Annotated in this window: 21 protein-coding genes; all 21 read left to right on the top strand. The window is 50.4% G+C overall.

Annotation, left to right across the window (positions count from 1 at the left end; all coding sequences use genetic code 11):
* A partial coding sequence (locus BL249_RS05385; protein WP_446717709.1) for a lysis protein occupies positions 1 to 491 on the top strand: 491 nt, incomplete at its 5' end.
* Between the two features lie 85 nt (positions 492 to 576).
* Positions 577 to 993, top strand: a complete 417-nt coding sequence (locus BL249_RS05380) for a hypothetical protein (RefSeq protein WP_143354881.1) — start codon at positions 577 to 579, stop codon at positions 991 to 993.
* Between the two features lie 181 nt (positions 994 to 1174).
* Positions 1175 to 1747 carry a hypothetical protein gene (locus BL249_RS05375; protein WP_099706889.1) on the top strand — a complete coding sequence of 191 codons (573 nt, stop codon included), beginning with the start codon at positions 1175 to 1177 and terminating at the stop codon, positions 1745 to 1747.
* On the top strand, positions 1744 to 1947 hold the full coding sequence (locus tag BL249_RS05370) for a hypothetical protein (protein WP_099706888.1): 204 nt from the start codon (positions 1744 to 1746) through the stop codon (positions 1945 to 1947). The genes BL249_RS05375 and BL249_RS05370 overlap by 4 nt, the downstream gene beginning before the upstream one ends.
* Before the next feature lie 371 nt (positions 1948 to 2318).
* Positions 2319 to 2879, top strand: a complete 561-nt coding sequence (locus BL249_RS05360) for a terminase small subunit (RefSeq protein WP_099706886.1) — start codon at positions 2319 to 2321, stop codon at positions 2877 to 2879.
* Entirely contained in the window at positions 2876 to 4444 is a 1569-nt protein-coding gene (locus tag BL249_RS05355) for a terminase (RefSeq protein ID WP_099706885.1), read from the top strand. The genes BL249_RS05360 and BL249_RS05355 overlap by 4 nt, the downstream gene beginning before the upstream one ends.
* The gene (locus BL249_RS05350; protein WP_241898841.1) at positions 4341 to 5900 is read left to right on the top strand and encodes a DUF4055 domain-containing protein; all 1560 of its coding nucleotides are present in this window, start codon (positions 4341 to 4343) and stop codon (positions 5898 to 5900) included. Before BL249_RS05355 ends, BL249_RS05350 begins: the two co-directional genes overlap by 104 nt.
* A complete protein-coding gene (locus BL249_RS05345) occupies positions 5833 to 6945 on the top strand; it encodes a hypothetical protein (RefSeq protein ID WP_099706883.1) in 1113 nt (370 codons plus the stop codon). The genes BL249_RS05350 and BL249_RS05345 overlap by 68 nt, the downstream gene beginning before the upstream one ends.
* Positions 6942 to 7127, top strand: coding sequence for a hypothetical protein (locus tag BL249_RS05340; protein ID WP_099706882.1), 186 nt, complete (start codon positions 6942 to 6944; stop codon positions 7125 to 7127). Before BL249_RS05345 ends, BL249_RS05340 begins: the two co-directional genes overlap by 4 nt.
* Positions 7128 to 7214: 87 nt before the next feature.
* Positions 7215 to 7931, top strand: coding sequence for a hypothetical protein (locus tag BL249_RS05335; RefSeq protein WP_099706881.1), 717 nt, complete (start codon positions 7215 to 7217; stop codon positions 7929 to 7931).
* Between the two features lie 14 nt (positions 7932 to 7945).
* The gene (locus BL249_RS05330) at positions 7946 to 8926 is read left to right on the top strand and encodes a major capsid protein (protein WP_099706880.1); all 981 of its coding nucleotides are present in this window, start codon (positions 7946 to 7948) and stop codon (positions 8924 to 8926) included.
* Positions 8927 to 8964: 38 nt separating this feature from the next.
* Positions 8965 to 10383 (top strand): glycosyltransferase family 2 protein, encoded by a 1419-nt coding sequence (locus tag BL249_RS05325; RefSeq protein WP_099706879.1) that lies wholly within the window; start codon positions 8965 to 8967, stop codon positions 10381 to 10383.
* Positions 10365 to 10946 carry a hypothetical protein gene (locus BL249_RS05320; protein ID WP_099706878.1) on the top strand — a complete coding sequence of 194 codons (582 nt, stop codon included), beginning with the start codon at positions 10365 to 10367 and terminating at the stop codon, positions 10944 to 10946. The genes BL249_RS05325 and BL249_RS05320 overlap by 19 nt, the downstream gene beginning before the upstream one ends.
* Positions 10947 to 10953: 7 nt before the next feature.
* The gene (locus tag BL249_RS05315; RefSeq protein ID WP_099706877.1) at positions 10954 to 11439 is read left to right on the top strand and encodes a DnaT-like ssDNA-binding protein; all 486 of its coding nucleotides are present in this window, start codon (positions 10954 to 10956) and stop codon (positions 11437 to 11439) included.
* A gap of 1 nt (position 11440) precedes the next feature.
* Complete coding sequence (locus BL249_RS05310) at positions 11441 to 11797, top strand: hypothetical protein (RefSeq protein ID WP_099706876.1); 357 nt, start codon at positions 11441 to 11443, stop codon at positions 11795 to 11797.
* Position 11798: 1 nt separating this feature from the next.
* A complete protein-coding gene (locus tag BL249_RS05305; RefSeq protein WP_099706875.1) occupies positions 11799 to 12221 on the top strand; it encodes an HK97 gp10 family phage protein in 423 nt (140 codons plus the stop codon).
* Positions 12218 to 12625, top strand: coding sequence for a phage tail terminator-like protein (locus tag BL249_RS05300; protein ID WP_099706874.1), 408 nt, complete (start codon positions 12218 to 12220; stop codon positions 12623 to 12625). Before BL249_RS05305 ends, BL249_RS05300 begins: the two co-directional genes overlap by 4 nt.
* Before the next feature lie 60 nt (positions 12626 to 12685).
* Positions 12686 to 13360 carry a phage tail protein gene (locus tag BL249_RS05295; protein WP_099706873.1) on the top strand — a complete coding sequence of 225 codons (675 nt, stop codon included), beginning with the start codon at positions 12686 to 12688 and terminating at the stop codon, positions 13358 to 13360.
* A gap of 39 nt (positions 13361 to 13399) precedes the next feature.
* Complete coding sequence (locus BL249_RS05290) at positions 13400 to 13753, top strand: phage tail assembly chaperone (protein WP_099706872.1); 354 nt, start codon at positions 13400 to 13402, stop codon at positions 13751 to 13753.
* 62 nt (positions 13754 to 13815) lie between these two features.
* Positions 13816 to 14058 carry a DUF1799 domain-containing protein gene (locus tag BL249_RS05285; protein WP_099706871.1) on the top strand — a complete coding sequence of 81 codons (243 nt, stop codon included), beginning with the start codon at positions 13816 to 13818 and terminating at the stop codon, positions 14056 to 14058.
* Positions 14059 to 14213: 155 nt separating this feature from the next.
* On the top strand, positions 14214 to 14969 hold the full coding sequence (locus BL249_RS05280; RefSeq protein WP_099706870.1) for a KilA-N domain-containing protein: 756 nt from the start codon (positions 14214 to 14216) through the stop codon (positions 14967 to 14969).
* The last annotated feature ends 35 nt before the right edge of the window (positions 14970 to 15004 follow it).

Here is a 15004-nt window from a genome sequence, read left to right as displayed (position 1 = left end):
CTGCGATGAATATCGCATTCAGTTGGCGAACTATGGCTGTCGGAATACTGGTCGTTGGGATCGTCGTTGCGGGCCGGTTGGCATTCTACTATCGCGACAGCTACCACCACGCCCTCGACAAGCAGCGCGAGTTTGCACAACTGGCTGAATCCAGACAAAAAATCATCGTTGATATGCAGGCCAGACAGCGCGTTGTGGCGGCCATTGACGCGAAATACACAAAGGAGTTGGCCGATGCGAAACAGACGATTGCTGATTTGCAGCGTGACGTTAGCAGCGGCGCTAAGCGGCTGCGCGTCAACGCCACCTGTGAGCGAGTGTCCGACGCTACCCGCGCCAGCGGCATGGCTGATGCTTCCTCCCCCGAACTCACTTCAGACGCTGAACGAGCTTATTGGCGTCTCAGAGAACAGCTTGTTACCGCAGAAAAACAAATAAACGGGCTTCAGGACTATATCAGAGCAATACAGAACGTTGAAAAAACGCAGTAACGCATGAACCGAAATAAGAGGTCGCCAATCGGCGGCCTTTTTTTTATGTAGTCACCGATCCGTATTTAATAGAGAGGTTTATAAATTGAGCGCAATAATTACAGATTCAACAGTATACTTTAATAAAGCGAGCGGATTAACTTTTACACTTGAAAGTACGGACTTGATGCTGAGAAATCAGGGAGTGATTGAAGATCAGAATTATCTTGTCAGTCTCTACATCTCGTGCATACCATCAAATGTGATATTTGAGTACATGCCTGCACAAATTACCCTGAGCTTCTCTACCCAGCAAACAGGGGATGAAACGCATCTTTATCCCGTTCCGTACGTTAATCCGTCTTTGCGTTCATTCCAGGCGACAGTAAGACCCTTTATTACAAATGTTAAGCAAAATGGACTGTATGGATTTTTAACGGATACAGAAAATCAGATAAAAAACATGTTTGAAAATGGTGGTGAGCTGACACTCAGGATAATGGCCGTCTTACAACCCGTCTGAAATTAAACCGGCCTCGCATTAGCGGGGCTTTTTTTGTAGTAAATCCACGCGCAACTCACGCGCAATTAACCTAACTCAGAACCTTTCAGGGTGACCCTTGAGGAATTCGGCTGGCTGTCGGATGCCTTCTGAGGGCTGTATTCCTGTGAGACAAGGTTCACCACTAAAAGGAAATACCGATATGAAAGAACTGACATTTAAAAATCACTCTGTTGTGCCATTTGATAACGGAGACGGAAAGATATGGTTTACGAGCTTAAACATGGCTGAATTGCTCGAATATGCTGATGAAAAATCAGTAAACCGCCTTTACAACAGAAATAAAGATGAATTCAGTGCAGAAATGACGCGAGTGGTCACTGTGACCTCTCGTAATAAAAACAATAAGTTACAGTATAACAGAGCGAGAATATTTTCGCCTCGCGGCGCACACTTGCTTGGAATGCTGGCAGAAACCAAAGTAGCTAAATCACTTCGTCGCTGGTTACTTGATCTCATTGAAAAAGAGGCTCAGCCAAACCTTTCATTGCTTGACATGGGAAGCTTAAAGGATTTGGCAGTAGGAGAAATGCAAAACAGGGTTGTCAGGGTTAACGAATGGTCACTTGAAACTTTTGGCAGGCCGGGAAGTTCAAGAATGACAATTCGCAAGGGTCATTTGAAAAAAATCCGTGCGGTGCAAAAGGTCATCGCTGAATTGTCACAGGTACAAATGCCAGATCTGGGCAACTTTCCCGATGGAGAACCTGCATGACGCCAATACAGTTCATAGAGAAAAACGTTATCTCTGAGCTGGTGAAGCAGGGCTTTGACAATACAGTAGCCCGCATGAGCGCTGATCGGGCGGTAGACCATTACCGCCGTTCAGCTTCAGCCAGCGCGAAAGGAAAGATGTTTGATGACTGTCTGTTCATAGCGAAAGCATGGGCGAAAAAGTATCAGTCCAAGAGGTAATCGACGTGATGAATGTCAAGAAGCAAGGGCTATCAACGAGTCAGGCTGTGCTTCTGATTGCGTTGTTATTTATAGGTGCGGTAACAATCGGCCTGTTGATCAGCTGGATTCTACTTAATGGGTGGAACATGTTTGCACATGCTGCCGGGTTTAATGCAGTAATTCCGATTAACTGGGTAACTGTCATAGGTTCGTACCTCATATACAGTGTTTTACGCTCAATTTTCTCCAGCACTAAAAATAACCAAGAGCCACTTTCACAACGGCTTTTAACTTCCACAGAGTATTAAACTGTCAATCAGCGAAATAGCAGGATTAATTTACTGTGCGCCCGGTGGCGGGATACGCACTTCTTAGCAGGAAATTCTAATATGGCAAAGCTCACCGACAAACAAGAGCTGTTTGCCCGTGAGTATTTGTCAGACCTGAACGCAACTCAGGCAGCCAAGCGAGCGGGATACAGCGACAAGACCGCTTACAGCATTGGGCAAGAAAACCTGAAAAAACCTGAGATACAGGATCGCATTGCTGAACTGAAGGCCGAGAGAAATGAGCGCACGCAGGTTAACGCTGATTATGTACTTCGCCGTCTCGTTGAGATAGATGAGATGGACGTGCTCGACATCCTGCTTGTTAATGGCGAACTAAAGCCAATAACGCAGTGGCCTAAAGTCTGGCGCACCACGCTATCTGGTATGGACGTCACAGAACTTGCCGGTGATTCTGCTGGCTTACTTAAAAAGATTAAATGGCCTGATAAAGTTAAAAATCTGGAGCTTCTTGGCAAGCATGTCAGCGTTCAGGCATTCAAGGAGCAAGTCGAACAGAAAGTTACAGCCACTCACAACATCATGCCAATTCCATCATGCACAAACGTTGATGAATGGGAGAAAGCAGCACAGCAGCAGCAAGGCGAGGTATTGGGTGGATGAATTACAAAGCCGTCTGGAAACCTTTGCCGGGGTCGCAGTCGCTATCCCTGAGCTGCCCTTGTAACGAGATTCTTTACGAGGGTACGCGCGGCCCAGGTAAAACTGCCGCACAACTTGCGCGATTTCGTCGCCTGGTTGGTCTCGGGTACGGGTCGTTCTGGCGCGGCGTTATTTTCGATACCGAGTATAAGAATCTCACCGACATTATCACCCAGTCAAAACGTATGTATCGCCTGTTCAGCGACGGCGCGCGATATCTTGCATCGGCCAGTGAACTGAGGTGGGTCTGGCCGACTGGCGAGGAATTGCTTTTCCGATTCGGGAAAGAAGAGAGCGACTACTGGGATTACCACGGTCAGGAGTTTCCATTCATCGGTTTCAACGAACTGACCAAGCAGCGGTCACCAGAATTCTACGAGATGATGTTTTCCTGCAGACGGTCATCGTTCAGACCGGAGGATTACCCACTTGCAGATGGCTCACTCATCAAGCCGATCCCACTGGAGACATTCAGCACGACGAACCCATTCGGCATTGGGCATACCTGGGTGAAGAAGCGCTTCATCGAGCCAGCACCGAGAGGCACCATCATACGCGAAACGCAGAAGGTGTTTAACCCACAGACAGAGCGCGAAGATGATGTGACGCTAACGCGCGTTGCCATTCACGGCTCGTTCAAGGAGAACCCGTATCTTGACCCGCAGTACATCGCCACGCTGATGAGCATTAAAGACCCGAACCGACGCAAGGCGTGGGTAGATGGCTCATGGGATGTTACCAGTGGCGGACGATTTGACCATCTGTGGAATGAATCTCTGCACGTAATTAAGCCTTTCCGCATACCGGATAGTTGGACCGTTGACCGTTCCCATGACTGGGGTGAGTCGAAACCGTTTTCCAACCTCTGGTGGGCTCGCACGGATGGCACAGTGGCGACGCTGCCGGATGGGCGTCAATTCTGCCCGCCAGCAGGGTCTCTGATTCTGATTGGTGAATGGTACGGTTGCCCACCTGACGAACTGAATAAAGGGCTGAACATGTCATCCACCAACGTTGCAAAAGGTGTTGCGTGGATTGATAAGCGATTAACAGGCCAGGAAGTTGACGAACCGGACGAGATAAAACTTGATGGTGTCACTCAGGGACAACTCAACATTATGCCGGGTATCTGCAAAAAGGTTGTTCCCGGCCCGGCCGACAGCGCGATCTACAACACTGGTGATGATGAGCTTTCAATCGCTCAAAAAATGGAAGCGCAGGGTGTTAAATGGGTTGAGGCCAACAAAAAGCCCGGTTCTCGCGTTAATGGTGCCGCGTTGTTCGCCGACATGCTGGAGGCAGTTGTCGAAGGAAAAAAACTGGAATCCGGGATACCAGAAAAACCCGCGTTCTATGTTTTCGATTACTGCCGTGGCTGGATAAGCCGTATTCCTGTACTCGTCCGCGACAGCAAAAAACCTGATGACGTTGATACACAGCAGGAAGATCACGACTGGGACGGAACACGCTACGCGGTTCTGCATAACCCACCAAAACCACCCAAACCAATCACTTTCAAATGGTAAGCACATGACTGATTTAAACATTGATTACCACCATCCAGGGTGGTCTGAGTTTTCTCCCGAATGGCAGATGGTTGGCGACTGCGTTGACGGTGAGCGCAAGATTCAAAAGCAGCGCGGTAAATATTTGCCGCACCCAGGAAATGAAAGCGAAGACAAAAACGGTGAGCGTTATAATGCTTACATTAAACGTGCTGCTTTTATCAACGCTACTGGCAGGACTCTGTCAGGGTTAATCGGCATTGCCTTCATGAAGCAGCCGGTCATCGAGATGTCGGGTTCGTTGGAAGAGCTAAAAGATAACGTGGATGGTGAAGGCCAGCCATTATCTCAGCTAGGACGTGATGCATTGTCGCAGGTTCTGCAACGTGGCCGCGCAGGAATCCTGACCGACTATACCGGATCAGGCATTCAGTCGCAGGCCAGCAAAGGCCGCCCAGTCCTGCAACTATACACGGCAAAGCAGATCATCAACTGGCGCGTGACAAATGGTAAAACGTCGCTGGTGGTTGTTCGTTATGAAGAGCCGGTTGACGACCCGGAAGGCTTTGAGCTGACGATGAAAACGCACTGGATTGAGTTGCGTTTGGTCAATGGCATTGCTCACTGGCGTAAATGGGAGCAGGGAACCGATAAAATCACTGGTAACTCCCTGACACCATTCACTGATGCGAACAATATCCCACTGACAGAATTACCCTGGTCCTGGATTGGCTCGTCAAACAATGACCACACACCTGACACGCCACCTCTTGCTGATATTGCATACGTCAATATCAAGCACTATCAGTGTGAAGCTGATATCGCAGAAGCTGCGCACACGGTAGGGCAGCCGATGGTTGGACTCACCGGGCTGACTGATGAATGGGCAGATAAATATCTGGTTGATGGGTTCACCGTTGGCTCGCGTAAAGGCGTCATGCTGCCGAAGGGTGGGGATTTTAAATTCGCCCAGCCGGAAGAACGAAATATTCTCATCACTGTCGCCGAACGCCGTGAAAAGCAAATGGCGATGCTGGGCGCAAAGCTAATTGAGCGCAACACAGCTGCCCGCACTGCAACACAGGCAGGCGACGAGGCGCAGACAGATAACTCCATCCTCTCTCTCTGCGCCAGCAACGTAGAGCAGGCCATTAACCGTGCTTTGTCGTTCGCTGTGATGTTCGCCGGGGAAGGGGAGTACACGGTCACGCTCAATAAACAGTATGAGATTACCACGCTCGACTCGCCGGCTATCACGGCGCTGATGTCGTCTGTTCAGTCGGGATATATGCGCCTGGTTGATTTCATCCGCTACCAGCAGAAGGTCGGGCTGGTGCCTCAGGATGAGCAGGCAGAAGAAATCGAGCAGGAACTTAAAGACGCTGAGCCGACATTCACAGGGCTGACTAATGGCAACAATCAACGACCGGCTACAGAGCGAGTCGATAGCTCACAGGCTGTTCCTGACGAGGTATGAACTCGGCGTAGCGGACAAGGTGCTAAAGGTGCTTAATGATGCTGATGCAGAGTTAAGCGCACGGCTGCTGGTGGCGCTTGATGATATGCCGCGTGGCTCATTCTCAATCAGCCGCCTGGAGTCAATGCTAGGCAGTATTCGGCAGCTAAATCAACAGGCTGTCAGCAGCTATTACAAATCGCTGACGAATGAATTGCTGGAATTTTCCGGTTATGAATCTGGCTACCAGATGAGCCTGTTTGATTCTCTGCTGTCGGACATCGTTAAGAGCAAGTTCCCGCTACAGGCCATTACTGAGCAGCAGATATACGCTGCGGCCATGGCTAAGCCATTTCAGGGGAGGCTACTCAAGGAGTGGTCCGACAACCTGGAAGATGATCGCCTTTCCCGCATTGCCAACACTGTCCGCAATGGCTATCTCGTTGGTGACACTAACGAGCAGATCATTCGTAAAGTGCGTGGCACTCGCGCCAACCGGTATAAGGACGGCACACTGGAGGCCAGCAGGCGCAATGCTTCGGCCATTGTCAGAACGGCGGTGGCGCATACTGCTGCGGTGGCCCGTGATGAGTTCGCAGACAAAAATAGTGATTACATCAAGGGTAAGAAGTGGCTCAGCACGCTGGACACCAGCACGACTTCGATCTGCATCATTCGCGACAGCAAGCAGTATACGATGGATAACAAGCCAGTAGGACACAAAATCCCCTATGGGGCAGGACCGGGACGCATTCATTGGTGTTGCAGGTCAACCGAAACGCTGGTTACTAAATCATGGCGCGAGATGGGTATCGACATTGATGAGATGCCAGCCGGTACTCGCGCTTCGATGGGCGGGCAGGTGCCAGCAGATACGAACTATCTGGACTGGCTGAAGAATCAGCCGGTATCGCGTCAGAATGAGGTACTTGGCCCGACCAGAGCCAGCCTGATGCGTGATGGCGGGTTGTCGCCTGAGAAGTTCTTTACTGATAAAGGCAAGTATTTGAACATTGACCAGTTGCGTGAACTGGACGAAGAATCATTCAAAGAGGCGGGATTATGAATTCTGAAGAAACTAAAACAGCAATGAATGCTGGTGCTGTAAGGGCCAACATAGAACGCGACATCACTGAGTACATTCGATTAAAACTCAAGGAATTTTATGAGGAAACAGGGTTGCGAGCTTACGGCTTAGAGCTTCCAGCGGAAGGTATGCCAACAGCAGCGAGACTGCTCATTAAATAAAAACCACATAACTAACAGCCCTGGCTAAATGCCGGGGCTTTTTTATGCCCGGAATCTGAGATTCCAACATCAAACCAGAGGTTAACGATGGCACTTAAGTTTGCACTGACTAAAGAAGAATTTGACGCTCTCGACGATTCAACTAAATCGCTGTATGGCGAAAAAGGCGAAGGCTATCAGCTTTCAGTAGAAGGCGCTCCTGATGTTGACGGCCTGCAACAGAAGAACGCTGAACTCCTGAAGGAGAAAGCCAAGTGGCGTGAAGAGCGTGAAGCATCCGCCAAACTGGCTAAAGAGAAAGAGGCCGAAGCACAGAAGCTGGCAGACGAACAGGCCCGCAAAAAAGGCGATCTGGACACACTCGAAAAGAGCTGGGCTGAAAAGCTGTCTGTACGTGAGCGGGAGCTGATGGCTCAGATTGAAGAGCGAGACGGCAAGCTGCATACGCTGCTGGTGGATAACGTTGCTCAGTCGATGGCTACAAAACTGGCAGGAGACAGTGCAGCAATTCTTACGCCACACATCAAATCCCGCCTTGTTGTTGAAGACGGTAAAACCCGCGTTGTCGATGAAACCGGCAGCCCATCAGCGGCAACGCTTGAAGAACTCGAAAAAGAATTCAGAAACAACAAGTTATTCGCACCTGTTGTTATTGGAAGCAAGGCCTCTGGAACCCGTGGTAACAACGGCCTGACCATCGCCAGCGGCGGCGGCAAAAAATGGAGCGACTACTCGGAAATTGAACGAGTGCAGCTATTTAAAGAAAACCCGGAGGAATTTAAGCGCCTCCAGGCTACACAATAATGAGGTAACGCCGCATGGCAACTGTATCAACCAGAATCTCCGATATTTTCGTAGCAGATTATTATCAGACTCTCGCTCCGGTCAACAGCCCGGAAAAAACAGCTGTATATGATTCAGGCATTATCACCCGATTGCCCGCACTCGATGTTGTGGCGCAAAACGGTCAGGGTACTGCAACCGTAAGTTACTGGCAGGATTTGGATGCTGACGAAGCTCCAAACACGTCTACCGATGACCCGGATCAGATTGGCAAGGTCGGTAAGGCCACTCAGGGCAGCATGCGTGCGCGCACCCTGTTCCTGAACAAGGGCTATGGCGTAGCCGATCTGGCGTCTGAACTCGCTAACAGTGACCCGATGACGCAGATTCGTAATCGTTTCGGTACTTACTGGACTCGTCAATGGCAACGCTATCTTATTGGCGAGGCGCGAGGCATTATTGCCTCAAACATTGCTAATGATAACAGCGATATGGTAATCGAAGCTGGTAATGAGCTTGCTACGGCGTTCCAGGACGCGGCATTTACTGCAGGTGACGCTGCCGACCAGTTCTCTGCAATCGGCGTTCACTCAACGATGATGAACCGTATGGTTAAGCAGGATCTCATTGAATACCTGCGTGACTCCACCGGAAAAATCATCCTGGCAACGTATCTCGGTAAGCCAATTTTCATGGATGACAGCTTGAAAATGGCTAACGGTGATTACCTATCCATGTTCTTTGGCGCGGGTGCGTTTGGTTATGGCGTTGGATCTCCACACACTCCTACGGAGCTGCAGCGTAAACCAGATGGCGGTAATGGCGGCGGTGCTGAAATCCTGTGGGAGCGTAAGACGTACATCATCCAGCCAGCCGGTTTCAGCTGGGAAGGTGAAGATGATCCGAACCTCACTCCGAGCTACACAGATATGGCATCAGCGGCCAACTGGAAGCGTGTCTTTGACCGCAAACAGGTGCCTTTTGCTGCTGTTATCTCTCCGGGTGCCGGTTCGTAATCAAAGGGGCTTCGGCCCCTTTTCTTTGGGGATTACTGATGCAGGTGACTATCGACGGCGTTCAATACGCTCCTGTTTCTGCGCGTGCGTCAAATATCGGCATTGCCATCACGACCCACAACCGGCACGACGTTTTATCGCGATCGCTGGAGCAACAGCTGAAATATTTACCGGCTGGTGCGTTAGTGGTTGTCATTGATGACGGATCGGCTAATCCGGTTACGGTGCCTGATGGTGTAAAACTGATTCGTCACGATAAGGCTCAGGGTATTATCGCCGCCAAAAACCGATGCATTGAATATCTTATGGACGCCTGCTGTGACCATCTGTTTCTGTTTGACGATGACGCTTTCCCGATTTCCGGGAATTGGCACCTTCCTTATATTCAGTCGCCTGAGCCTGTGCTTTCGTACATTTTTCCAAACTGGGCAAACGGCCGGCCAATCGGCGACGCAACGCTTATTGGCGGCGATGGTAAGCACGTAGCTTATTCTCATACGCGCGGTTGCATGATTTACGTTAACCACTCAGCTGTAGAGCGCATCGGCGGCTTTGACCCGGCATTTGGTTTCGCGATGGAGCAGGATGTCGAGTATTTAGACCGGGCCTTTCACGCCGGACTGACATCCTGGCGTTTTGCTGACGTTGTTGGCTCAGACAGGCTGATTGACTCCCTGGACAGACAGCAATCAGTTAGCTCGTCTCTGACGCCGGTACAGCGGCGCGACAACCTGAGTAAAAATCAGGAGATAGTAAAGCGCAGGCGGGCAGAGCGTTTTGCTGATTATGTTCCTTACTCGCGCAAACCTCATTTGCTCACGTCATATCTGACTAATACGGCAGACCCTCAGCGCGGCACGAAATGGGCAAATAATCTGCTTGCCGTTCAGCCGCTGATTACGTCGTCAAAATATCCTGTGACTGTACTGACTGATGCTGACGTGACTGACGATAAGGCGACGGTTGAGCGTGTAACGCCGGATTGCGGTTTATCTGTCTACATGCAGCGTTGGCGTATTCAGTGGCAATGGCTCCGTGACCATCCTGAGATAACAGAGCTGTGGTGTACCGACGCAACTGATGTCGTGATGCTGAATGAACCGGTCATAATGTCGGGCGTGTTGTATGTTGGCTGGGAACCCCAGCTAACTAATTCTGAGTGGATGATAAAAAATCACCAGCATCCCGATATAAGGGATTTCCTGACGGAACCCAGGCAGTTGCTTAATTGCGGCGTTGTGGGTGGCCACAGGGCAATAATGCTGGAGTTCATGCACGCAATGGTAGTTGAGCTGGATTGCCAGCGGTCAGAAAGTCCAGCTGACGCATTTGAGATGGGCGCATTTAACCGCGTTGTGTATACCCGTTTCGCTGGCAGGTTCATCACCGGCACGCAAGTAACGACCATATTCAAGAAAAACGAAACGAGTGGAGTAAGTTGGTGGGCGCACAAATAAACTTTCTGGTGGTCGGCCATCACTCCCGCCGTAACGTAGCTACTGTCCTGGCAGAATCATTAAATGCCAGCCTGCTGATTGATGAAGCCGACCACGGCGCTGCATGGAATCACCGACGCGCTATAGAGTGGGCAGCAACACAGAGCGGAAGAGTGGTAATACTGGAAGATGACGCGATGCCAGTAGCTGGTTTCAACGAGGAGGTGGCAGCCTGGCTTAACAGATTCCCGGATGACCTTTTGAGCTTTTATCTCGGCACCGGCAGGCCGCCGCAGTGGCAATCTGAGATTAAGCGAAAACTGGCATCTAACCCCCAATTCATCACGCTACCAACCCTTATTCACGGCGTCTGTTACAGCATCCCGCGACAACATGTTCAACGCATTCTTGATAAGTGGCCGCAGCATTTGGCTGCTGATTATGCCGTAGGTAGAGCATGGGGCGGTGATGTGATTTATCCCGCGTATTCGCTCGTTGACCATGCAGACGGTGAGAGTGTTGAAAGACACCCTGACGGTGAGAGGCGAACTGAGGTCAGGCGGGCATGGCAACTGGCAAGCTGAGGAAATAATGATTATTACCGACCCAACATCACCCGATTTTAACAGTTACGCCAGCGTTAGTGATTTGCGAGACTTCGCTACAGCGCGAGGCTATGAAATTCCTGCAGATGACACTACCTGCGAGAAGTTGCTGGCGCAGGCTATGGACTATCTCGACTCTGTAAACTGGAAAGGTTCGCGTAGCGTCTCTGGTCAGCCGCTGGCGTGGCCGCGAGATGGCGCGTTTATCGACGGTGAGAAAGTGGATAAATCCACAGTCCCGACACGCATAAAGCAGGCGCAGTGTCGTCTTGCTGTAGAGGCGCAGGAAACTGACCTGAACCCAACGCAGAGCGGCGGTGCGGTCACTCTGGAGCGCGTAGAGGGCGCTGTTACGGTGCAGTATGACGGTGCAAGCAATGACGGCACGGTTAACTTCCCCTGGCTCTATTCCATGCTGCGTGGCATGACAAAAAGCGCCAGTGTGTTCAATTTCGACGTGAGGCGCGGGTGATATGGCTAAATTCTATCCCCGTATGAAATCATTGCCTGACCGGCTATTGCGGAAATATGGCACCTCCTACAGCGTAACCCGTGAGGGCACGACGACAGTCATCAACGGTAAAGAGGTTACTGAACCTGACAAAGCCCTGAAGCCTGATCCGGTTGGAATTAAAGTTGATTATGAACCAGGTGAAATAGACGGAACGCTGATTAAAACCGGCGATATCCGAATTCTTTTTCAGGCAGAGCCGGAGATTAAAATCGGTGACCTGGTGCTGGTGGACGGTGCCAAATATCGCGTGTTGCAGCCTAACCCGGTTAAGCCGGCTGATTTAACGCTGTGCTTTAAATCGCAGTTGAGGCGGTGATATGGCGGATAATGCTCAATTTTCACTCGACATTAAGGCGCATTGTGAGGCAGCTAAAGCCGACATGCTGACGGTAACGAAGAAGGCGATGATCGACGTTGCAAACCGCGTAGTCGATATGTCTCCGGTCGATACAGGTCGCTTCCGTTCAAATTGGGAAGTAGGGCATGACATAGTGCCTGATGAGACTACGCCAGAAATAGGGCCTTACCCGCGCGGACCGGAAGTAAAGGCTAGGCTGAAAAATCACATAGAAGAAATAAGCGGGGATGTCCGGTTTATCTTCCTGGCCAACACCCTGCCTTATGCCTACCGGCTAGAAATGGAAGGTTGGTCTAAACAAGCTCCTGCCGGGATGCTTCGTGTTGTTGTGCCTGAGTTTCAAACTTATCTCGATAAAGCCGCAAGGGAACTGAAAAAATGACACCAGAAATCACAACGGCCCTGGAGGCGTATCTCGGTGACAGGATGGCGGCATCTGGTATTCAGGTAGCTTACGACAACATCAGCTTCGAGCCGCCAAACGATGAGATATGGCTACAGTCGCATGTATTGCCTTCCATGCCATACAGCATTGACCTTGCCCGCAAATGTAAGGTTTACCCAGGCGTGTATCAGGTAAGCGTCATCGTACCGGCGCAACGCGGTAAATCATCCGGTCTGTCTGTTGCTCAGCATATATGCGACCTGTTTCCTGATGGGCAGGCTATCCCTGCAGATGGCATGGCGCTTTACTTCAATGGCGAACCAACGATTTACCCCGGAATTCAGAACGACACCAGCTACACAATCCCTGTCTCGATGACATACCGCGCCGACGTGGTGTAACCAATCCAATTCTTTCAACCAGGCTGCCAATCGGCGGCTTTTTTTTATGAGGTAATATCGATGGCCTTTCATTTGCCTAATGGGGCTACTGTGTACGTTGCCAATGAATTTGGCGATGTTATCACTGTAAGCTCCGTATCAAACGCAACAAACGCAGTTCTGACATTGTCAGGTGGCACTGTAAATGAGGGCGACATTGTCCTCGTAAATTCCTCCTGGTCTGCACTGGATAACCTGGTCGCAAAAGTGATTGCCGCATCCGGAGGCACAGCAACGCTGGGTGGCGTCAACACATCAAACACCAAACTATTTGCTGGCACAGGCAGCGGAACAGTTAAGGTTGTCGATCCAGATTCATGGGTGCAAATTCCGCAAATTACAGAGGTTGCAGCGTCTGGCGGTGAGCAAAACTACTACCAGTTTCAGTTCCTTGAGGATGACACCCAGCGAAGCCTGCCAACATATAAATCAGCTCGAAATCAGACGTATACAATCGCCCATGATTTAGACCAGGCATTTTATACCGTATTAAAAGATGCTGACGCTGCCGGTGACACTTTGCCTATGTATATGTACGTACCTAAGGCTAAAGAAACCCGTTACTGGTCAGCAGTGCCATCGTTCAATGGCGAACCAAATCCAGTTGTTAACCAGATTGAAACAGTAACAGCAGCATTCGCTGTGCAGTCGAAAGGCACTACCTTCTACAAAGACGAGCAACAACAGGGCAGTTAATTAACTCCAGCCCCGCAAGGGGCTTTAACGAGATGACACATGGCTACTAAATTTTCACTCAATCCCAATCCCACCTTCACAATTGAAGCAATCATCCCCCGCCCGGGCGAAGACGACGGTAAAGTAAAGTTGACCGTTCGCCATAAAACCCGCACTCAGATGGCAGAGATGGAGAAAGAACTCAAAACACAGGCAGATCAGGCTGCGGAAGCAGGTGACTATTCAAACCATGTCGCTGCCGCCTACCTGGAGAGCCTGATCGCGGGGTGGAATATAGACGCCGAGTTTAACCGGGAAAACCTCGTCACTCTGCTGGAAAACTATCCCCGCGCTTTTGATGCTATCGCCGCCGCTTATACCAAAGAACTTTACTCCGTTCGCGAAAAAAACTAGCAGCGCTTGCCGAGGCGTGTTTTACGCCTGAACCAACAGCCGACGAACTTGCAACGTTCTTCCTGACGCCCGACGACATTGAGGACGTAAATATTGAGGTTTGGCCGGATATCTGGCCCTCATTCGAGGTGTTCCGTGCGATGTATACGCAGTGGCGCACAGGAATGAACGGCGTTACCGGGCTGGATTACAACGTACTTCCATGGCTGATGAAGGTTCACGGCATAGACGACGAGGCAAGCGCGCTAAACGATATCAGAGTAATGGAGGCTTCTGCCCTCCGAACTATCCATAAAAACCAATGACCGGCGTCTGCCGGTTTTTTTTCGCCTGCGTATCACACACGCAATTCCAACCAAGAGCCTTGCAGAAAGCGATCCTGAGAGATGCCGTTGCTAATCGGTAGCGTCTTGGGGCGGCTTTTCTGTGTGACAGGTTCGCTTTCTATGAGGTTTTACCGATGAGCAATATCGTTCCGATGACATTTGATGAGCGCCAGTTCCCTTTTACTTCTGACTGCTGGGTTGATGCAACTAAAGCGGCAAAGCATTTTGAGCGCGATGTGTTTGACTGGGTGCGGCTGTCTTCCACTAAAGAGTATGCGAGAGAACTGGCCGAAGAATTGGGCGTAGACGATATAGATAGAAAAACCGGGATTTCACGGTTTTTATTGAAAACCACACGAGGACGCAAGGGGCGAACCTGGATTCACCCAGAGATGGTCATTGAGTTTGCTCGATGGCTTTCCCCTAAGTTTGCTCGTGCCTGTGACCGGCACATTAAAAATATTCTCCTTAGTAAGAATTTCGAACTTACAGAAGATCAGATCGTAGGCCTGATGGTTTACCAGCAACCGACATCATGGGAGAAGCGATTTAAAGATCCGTTTTATCAGGCACTGGCGAAGATGTCCGGCCTCCCACACTTCGGACACGTTGGAGGTTGCCCTGCATTGTTCGGCCAGATAACCGCCCGATGGGTTTACGGGGTAGCATTACCAGATTACGTATATCAAGCGGCTAAATCAGCGGCAGGAGAGAGTGGTGAGAAGATTCACCAGCACCTGAAGCCTGATGCATTGGGAAGAGTAGAGCAGCAACTTATTGCGGTTACTAACATCGCGAATGGCAGCATAGATACAAAAGATTTTGAAGCCCGTTGCATGGCTGCTTTTCCCGTCAAAGGCCAGATGAAACTACTTTACGCAGCAGCATAGCCGCCTCCGGGCGGCTTTTTCATACCCGGAGTAAT

The sequence above is a fragment of the Erwinia sp. OLFS4 genome (assembly GCF_002752165.1).
GTDB lineage: Bacteria > Pseudomonadota > Gammaproteobacteria > Enterobacterales > Enterobacteriaceae > Izhakiella.
Note: the sequence above shows the minus strand (reverse complement) of the source record. Positions and strands in the feature narration are given on the sequence as shown.

What these genes read in the sequence shown, in the direction of transcription:
- BL249_RS05330 (WP_099706880.1), top strand. Translation starts at nt 7,946, where the DNA reads ATGGCAACTGTATCAACCAGAATCTCCGATATTTTCGTAGCAGATTAT.
- BL249_RS05315 (WP_099706877.1), top strand. Translation starts at nt 10,954, where the DNA reads ATGATTATTACCGACCCAACATCACCCGATTTTAACAGTTACGCCAGC.
- BL249_RS05280 (WP_099706870.1), top strand. Translation starts at nt 14,214, where the DNA reads ATGAGCAATATCGTTCCGATGACATTTGATGAGCGCCAGTTCCCTTTT.
- BL249_RS05295 (WP_099706873.1), top strand. Translation starts at nt 12,686, where the DNA reads ATGGCCTTTCATTTGCCTAATGGGGCTACTGTGTACGTTGCCAATGAA.
- BL249_RS05340 (WP_099706882.1), top strand. Translation starts at nt 6,942, where the DNA reads ATGAATTCTGAAGAAACTAAAACAGCAATGAATGCTGGTGCTGTAAGG.
- BL249_RS05355 (WP_099706885.1), top strand. Translation starts at nt 2,876, where the DNA reads ATGAATTACAAAGCCGTCTGGAAACCTTTGCCGGGGTCGCAGTCGCTA.
- BL249_RS05290 (WP_099706872.1), top strand. Translation starts at nt 13,400, where the DNA reads ATGGCTACTAAATTTTCACTCAATCCCAATCCCACCTTCACAATTGAA.
- BL249_RS05310 (WP_099706876.1), top strand. Translation starts at nt 11,441, where the DNA reads ATGGCTAAATTCTATCCCCGTATGAAATCATTGCCTGACCGGCTATTG.
- BL249_RS05350 (WP_241898841.1), top strand. Translation starts at nt 4,341, where the DNA reads ATGACGTTGATACACAGCAGGAAGATCACGACTGGGACGGAACACGCT.
- BL249_RS05300 (WP_099706874.1), top strand. Translation starts at nt 12,218, where the DNA reads ATGACACCAGAAATCACAACGGCCCTGGAGGCGTATCTCGGTGACAGG.
- BL249_RS05375 (WP_099706889.1), top strand. Translation starts at nt 1,175, where the DNA reads ATGAAAGAACTGACATTTAAAAATCACTCTGTTGTGCCATTTGATAAC.
- BL249_RS05335 (WP_099706881.1), top strand. Translation starts at nt 7,215, where the DNA reads ATGGCACTTAAGTTTGCACTGACTAAAGAAGAATTTGACGCTCTCGAC.
- BL249_RS05345 (WP_099706883.1), top strand. Translation starts at nt 5,833, where the DNA reads ATGGCAACAATCAACGACCGGCTACAGAGCGAGTCGATAGCTCACAGG.
- BL249_RS05325 (WP_099706879.1), top strand. Translation starts at nt 8,965, where the DNA reads ATGCAGGTGACTATCGACGGCGTTCAATACGCTCCTGTTTCTGCGCGT.
- BL249_RS05360 (WP_099706886.1), top strand. Translation starts at nt 2,319, where the DNA reads ATGGCAAAGCTCACCGACAAACAAGAGCTGTTTGCCCGTGAGTATTTG.
- BL249_RS05305 (WP_099706875.1), top strand. Translation starts at nt 11,799, where the DNA reads ATGGCGGATAATGCTCAATTTTCACTCGACATTAAGGCGCATTGTGAG.
- BL249_RS05370 (WP_099706888.1), top strand. Translation starts at nt 1,744, where the DNA reads ATGACGCCAATACAGTTCATAGAGAAAAACGTTATCTCTGAGCTGGTG.